At 61.4% G+C, this 236-nt stretch carries 1 pseudogene; it reads right to left on the bottom strand.

From position 1 onward, the window contains the following. Positions 1–236 (bottom strand): annotated as a pseudogene (locus tag NLU14_RS22880) (hypothetical protein); the annotation flags it as partial.

Below are 236 nucleotides of genomic sequence, written 5' to 3'. Positions count from 1 at the left end.
GTCTATATCGGCAAGGATCAGCGCGCTGAACAGGATACCCTTGTTGCTGTTGTAGATGCGCGCGATCTCGGCGTCGAAAGCGCGGCGGTTCCAAACCTGGGTCAGCGGATCCGTGTCGGCCAGGCGCTTGTATTCCTCGAGCTTCGACTTGACGCTCTCCAGCTCGGCCGTCTTGTCGCCCAGCGTGCTTGCCACCTGCTTGCCATGGTCGATGGTCGAAGCGGTCGCCGTCGACA

The sequence above is a fragment of the Marinobacter iranensis genome (genome assembly GCF_029207565.1).
GTDB lineage: Bacteria > Pseudomonadota > Gammaproteobacteria > Pseudomonadales > Oleiphilaceae > Marinobacter > Marinobacter iranensis.
This window is presented reverse-complemented; position numbering and strand designations above follow the sequence as displayed.